The following is a 6,097-nucleotide window of genomic DNA, read 5'->3' as shown; positions in this document are numbered from 1 at the left end:
GTGTAGAAAGCAGGAGGGGTTAAAATGTCTGAAAAACCACTTAAGCGATTTCGTTTCATGGGATTATTGGAAGGCAGTTCTCTATTAATCTTATTATTCCTGGCGATGCCATTAAAATATTTCTTTGGAATGCCAGAAGCTGTGAGAGTCGTTGGTTCAATCCACGGGTTTCTGTTTGTCAGCTATTGCCTGGTAATTGGGTATATGACTTTTATCGTGAGATGGCCGTTTATCTATAGCGTTATCGCTGTGATTGTTGCCTTCATTCCGTTTGGCAATATCATATTCGATCGTAAGCTTCAAAAATTGGAAACAGTATAGACACTGGTAAGATTCATATCTTACTGGTGTTTTTTCTTTTGATTTCAAAGAACCTGATCGTAATCATGTATAATAATACTTATTTTGGAAATCTTGTTGGCTTAAAATATAGGTAAGATAAATGTAGAGAAACTACTGAGAATTATAATCCAGATGAATGATGAAAGGAGCACATGATGAAATTTTTCCACACAGCCGATTGGCATTTAGGTAAGTTAGTACAAGGAGTTTCAATGACGGACGAACAACGATACGTGTTGCGACAATTTACTGAGGCGATTGCCGAAGAAAAACCGGATGCCGTTATTATCGCGGGAGACTTATACGACCGGGCAGTACCGCCGACGGACGCGGTGAATTTGTTGGACGAAGTACTTGAAACCATTGTATTGAAACTGAAAACACCTGTCATTGCCGTTTCGGGGAACCATGATAGCCCGGGGCGTTTGAACTTTGGTAGCCGTATGATGAAATCGAATGGTTTTTATATTACGGGTCAATTGAAGAAAGAATTAGAGCCGATTGTGCTACAGGATGCACACGGAGAAGTTCATTTCCATCTAGTTCCGTATGCTGATCCTTCTCAAGTTCGGCATGTATTAGAAGATGAAGAGATCCGCACTCATGATGATGCCATGAAGAAAATGGTTGCACATATTGAGTCTTCGATGGATTTATCTAAGAGGCATGTGCTGGTAGGACACGCCTTTGTGACACCTCACGGGGAAGAAGAGGAAAACACGAGTGATTCGGAGCGGCCGCTTGCAATTGGTGGAGCGGAGTATGTAAGTGCTTCACACTTCAAAAAGTTCCACTACACGGCACTTGGACATTTGCATCAAGCACATTATGTTTTGAATGAGACGGTCCGCTATTCGGGCTCTCCACTGAAATATTCAATTTCTGAAGAGCATCATCAAAAAGGTTTCCATATTGTTCAGATGGACGAGCTTGGAAATGTCAGTGTAGAAAAGCGTTTGCTCAAACCTAAACGCGACATTCGCACCGTTGAAGGAAAAATGGAAGACATTTTGCAGCATGAAATGAATCACGATTATGTGTTTGTGAAATTGTTGGATGAAACACCGATTTTATTTCCGATGGAAAAGATTCGCTCGGTTTACCCAAATGCAATGCATGTAGAACGTAAACTGTTGTCTGCTGTCAAATATAAAGAAGAAAGCACGGTAGGTTCACGTCGTAAAATGGATAACTTAGCGTTATTTAACGCTTTTTACGAAGAAGTAAAAGGGGTACCTGCATCGGAAGAAACTGAGGGAATTTTTAAAGATGTGCTTCAAGAGTTCTTACTAGAGCAACAGGAAATCACTAGACCAGGTAAGAAAGAAGGGCTGAAAATATGAGACCCATTACCTTGAAGATGACCGCTTTTGGTCCTTATAAACATACAGAAGTCATTGATTTCAACGAACTTAAAGGCAATCAATTATTTGTCGTATCCGGCAGCACCGGAGCGGGCAAGACAACCATCTTTGATGGGATTTGCTTTGCCTTATATGGTTCGGCAAGTGGTTCGGATCGAAGTGAATCACGTATTATGCGCAGTGACTTTGCAGAGGACCATGTCCATACATCTGTAGAGCTGGTATTTGAAATGCATCAGCGAACGTATCGAATCCTACGCCAAATAGGGCATGTGAAAAAAGGCAATAAAGGAGCGACGGGTGAAAAATATGAGTTTTATGAAAAACTAATAGACCGTGAAGTTCCATGTGTTGAACGGCAAATCGTGTCAGAAATTAATGATAAAGTCGATGAAATTATTGGACTAACAAAAAATCAGTTTATCCAGATTGTGATGCTGCCACAAGGCGAGTTTCGAAAATTACTAACTTCTGAGACAGAAAACAAAGAAGATATTCTACGGAAAATCTTTAAAACCGAGCCTTATAAAATGATTAGTGAACGACTTAAGACAAAGAAAGCACTTGCTGAAGAAGAATTGAAAATTGAGCAACGCACGACTAACAGTTACATTCAAAATATCGCTGCATCGTTTCCGAAACGCGAATCCACTATATTTGAGGTACTTGCTCAGGAACACTACAATATTCACCAAGTCATTTCGGGATTGGAAGAAGAAGCTTCTTACTATGAAGAGAAAATCCGCCAAGATCACTTTAAATACGAAGATGCTTACCAGAACCATACAAGTAAGTCAGGTGAATTCCATGAAGCCAAAAGCTTGAATGAAAGATTTGACGAATGGGAAACAAAAGAACAGAAGCTGCAGGCGTTAACGGAACAGTTACCTTTATTTGAAGGCAAAGAAATGCAGCTTGAAAAGGCAGAACGAGCAAGCGTAATCGAAGGAATCGAACGAAACTATAAAGAACTTCAAAAAGAAGTACTGGAGAAACAGCAACTTTGGGATAGAGCGGTTACTTCAGAGGCAAAAGCGAAGGAAAAGTTAGAGCAGATGAACCTTCATTATATTGAAGAAGAAAACAAGCGGGAGATTCGTGAAAAACTAAGCGAGTCACTCGTCCGTTTAAATGATTTCTTGCCAATAGTAAAAGACATGACTTCGAAAGAGTCCGAGTTAAAAGTTATGGAGAATGAAGTCGATAAATTATTAGCAAACGTCAAGGGAATCGAGCAACAAGTGAACTCTAAAAATGAAGCTGTTACAGCTTTAAAGCTTGATATGGATCGTCTCGAAAATCGATTGATTCCATTTGATGATAAGTTACAAAAACTTAGCGAGTTAAATGAACAATGCCGAGTGTTAAAAGAGTTTCTGTCCATTCAGCAATCGATGAAAACACTAGAAACTGAAACTCTTGATAAAGAAAGACACTATAATACGGTGAAAACAGAGTACACGACGCTTGAAAATGAGTGGTTTGCCAATCAAGCTCGAGTTTTAGCGGCTCATTTACATGACGGAGATGCATGTCCAGTATGTGGCAGTGTGGAGCATCCAAATAAGAGCGAGCAAGATCAAACTGTTGCTCCTTCGAAAGAACAACTGGAACAAGTAAAATCGACTTTGAATCAAGTGGACAGTTCCTATCGAAATGCTTCAGCCAAACAAAACGCTATGATGGAGCAACTCTCGATTAAAGGGCAAGAAGTAACTGGTTTCGGTGTTGATTTAATGCATTCTGATAAGGTCTATGAAACTTTGGATGAATCTCGTCTGAAATTTGATGTTGAAGTCAGTCAAATGCGAAAAGATAAAGACGTGCTTCGAAAAATAAAACAACAACACCAAGAGCTGTCACTAGCTGTACAAGAGTTGGATGTTAAAAAAGTTAAGATAACAAAAAATCATCAAGAAGCACAATCTATTTACGAAAAAAGCAAAGCGATTTATGAAGATAAATTACAATCGATTCCAGCCGAAGTGCGTATCTTGTCTCAATTAGAACAACAAGTACGTGAAACAAGTGAACGCAAAACCAAACTTGAAAATGCATGGAAAGCGGTGCAACAACTTCGTCAAGAAGCTAGGGAACAACATGCTTCTTCTGTTTTGACGATTGCACATACCGAACAAGCTTTGCAAGAGACAAAGGCTAAACTAGATAAGGCAAATGTTGCATTTAAGAAGGCCCTCGAGTCCTCGGCTTTTGAATCAGAAGAAACTTATCAACAAGCGAAGTTAAGAGATTCAGAGAGAACTACCTTAAAAGAGCAGATTCTGGAGTTTAAACAATCTCGACATACACTGATTGAACAAGTGGCTGAATTGTCCATAAAACTTACAAACAAAACGAAAGTCGATTTAAACGATTTGCAAAATGAACTTGCTTCTTTGAAAGTAGTTTATGAAAAGGCGTTACAGGAAGTAAATCTATCAAATGATTATAAAAAAGCAGCGAACAATCTAATCAGTAGCATAGTGTTATCCAGTAAAAAAGTCATTGCGAAAGAACGGGAATTCAATCAAATCACCGACTTGTATGACATGATCAGAGGCCAAAATGGAATGAAGATTTCATTTGAACGATACTTGCAGATTGAATACCTTGAACAAATTATTGTGTCGGCGAATGAACGATTGAAGAACTTATCGAATGGACAGTTCCATTTGATTCGAAGTGAACGTCAAGAAGCGAGAGGAAGACAAAGTGGTTTGGGACTAGATGTTTATGATGCCTATACGGGACAAACACGCGATGTCAAAACGCTTTCCGGAGGAGAGAAATTTAACGCCTCATTGTGCTTAGCGTTAGGTATGGCCGATGTCATTCAAAGTTTCCAAGGCAATGTTTCCATCGATACGATGTTCATTGATGAAGGATTTGGATCGCTAGACGAAGAATCATTGAACAAATCAATCGACACACTAATCGACTTGCAAAAATCAGGTCGTATGATTGGCGTCATTTCTCATGTTCAGGAATTGAAAACAGCTATTCCAGCGATATTGGAAGTGAGAAAGTCGAAAGAAGGCTATAGCGAGACACGATTTGTTATTAAGTGATTAGACTAGTGTTTCGGATGGTGGTTGTCTGATTGTTAGCAGAACAACTTCCTTGAATAATAATACAGATGTAAAACCAGTAGCTCATCGAGATACTGGTTTTTTTGTATGTATATTCGCTTAGTGTAGTAAATACGATTTCTAGCCAATATTACAATTAACACCTTTAGTAGTTATTAAGTTTCCCTCCAGTAAATATTGGAAGTGTGGGCAGTTGTAGGGGAAATAATGTTCGGTAATAATTACCACCATGTCCTATATAATTTGCATGCTATACTCAAAAAAAGTTAAGCCAAATACATAACGACCCTTCGTGCTGTTGCTTTAAATAATGAGCCAACAGTTTGCAAGCGCTCTACCTACATATTTTTACATAGTAGACCTTACCAAAACATATTTCAAAATTTGTACCAAGTGTAAGAAAAAAATACCAACTAATTATTCACGAGGAGATGAACTTCTATTAGAAAGCTTACAAGAATTTTGATTCTATCATTTATGTTAGCGTTTTCATTTTCAGGAGTCGCAGGTGCAACATATTCAGTGCATAAAGGTGATACATTAAACGGCATTGCTTATAAATACAGAATGGGCTATCAGGATTTGCGATCATTAAATCCGCAAATCAAAAATCCTCATCAACTTAATATTGGTCAATCTATTGTTGTTAGAACACCGGACAAAGCATCTGATCTTGTTGACTATGCAAAGGTTCTTAAAACACAAACAAAATACGTGTACGGAGCAGATTATAGCCTAGCACCTTACAAAGCAGATTGTAGTAGCTGGACTAAACATGTCTATGCTAAATTTGGCGTGAACTTGCCTAGAACTAGCCGTGAGCAATCACATATCGGAAAGTCAATTTCATTTAAGAATATGAAAAAAGGGGATTTAATGTTCTTTGCGAGCAACGGCAAGACTATTTCTCATGTAGGGATTTATATGGGGAATGGACAATGGATCAGCAATCTAAACACGGCAAACAGTGTAAAAACTTTTTCTGTCTGGGGACCATGGACACAAAAACACTTCATGTGGGCACAAAGAGTACTTTAATATTCATCCCATATTTCTAGAAAAGCGCATCTGATTTATGTGATATTTTACCAGCAACACTAAAGGGCTGACGATATTCATCGTCAGTCCTTTAGTGTTGCTATTAACCCATTTGATACTTCTTTAAACTCCCGTTCAATCGAAAATAAGATCATAATAGAAAGAGCTCTCAACTTATATTGTATTAGTTTACACTTTCCCTCAATTTACACTATTTGAAAGCAGTATTTTCAGCCGGAATATAAAATTCAAACGTAGTAGAAG

Annotated in this window: 4 protein-coding genes; all 4 read left to right on the top strand. The window is 38.4% G+C overall.

All coding sequences use genetic code 11. From position 1 onward, the window contains the following. Nucleotides 1-24: 24 nt before the first annotated feature. Nucleotides 25-321 (top strand): DUF3817 domain-containing protein, encoded by a 297-nt coding sequence (locus tag AC1DSB_RS12840; RefSeq protein WP_477531101.1) that lies wholly within the window; start codon nucleotides 25-27, stop codon nucleotides 319-321. 176 nt (nucleotides 322-497) lie between these two features. Continuing rightward, the gene (locus tag AC1DSB_RS12835; RefSeq protein WP_477586841.1) at nucleotides 498-1,685 is read left to right on the top strand and encodes an exonuclease SbcCD subunit D; all 1,188 of its coding nucleotides are present in this window, start codon (nucleotides 498-500) and stop codon (nucleotides 1,683-1,685) included. Beyond that, nucleotides 1,682-4,774, top strand: coding sequence for an AAA family ATPase (locus AC1DSB_RS12830; protein ID WP_477531102.1), 3,093 nt, complete (start codon nucleotides 1,682-1,684; stop codon nucleotides 4,772-4,774). Before AC1DSB_RS12835 ends, AC1DSB_RS12830 begins: the two co-directional genes overlap by 4 nt. 543 nt (nucleotides 4,775-5,317) lie before the next feature. Next, nucleotides 5,318-5,833, top strand: coding sequence for a C40 family peptidase (locus AC1DSB_RS12825; protein ID WP_477531103.1), 516 nt, complete (start codon nucleotides 5,318-5,320; stop codon nucleotides 5,831-5,833). Nucleotides 5,834-6,097 lie beyond the last annotated feature (264 nt).

Source organism: Paenisporosarcina sp. P4_E4_2 (genome assembly GCF_056401595.1).
This window is presented reverse-complemented; position numbering and strand designations above follow the sequence as displayed.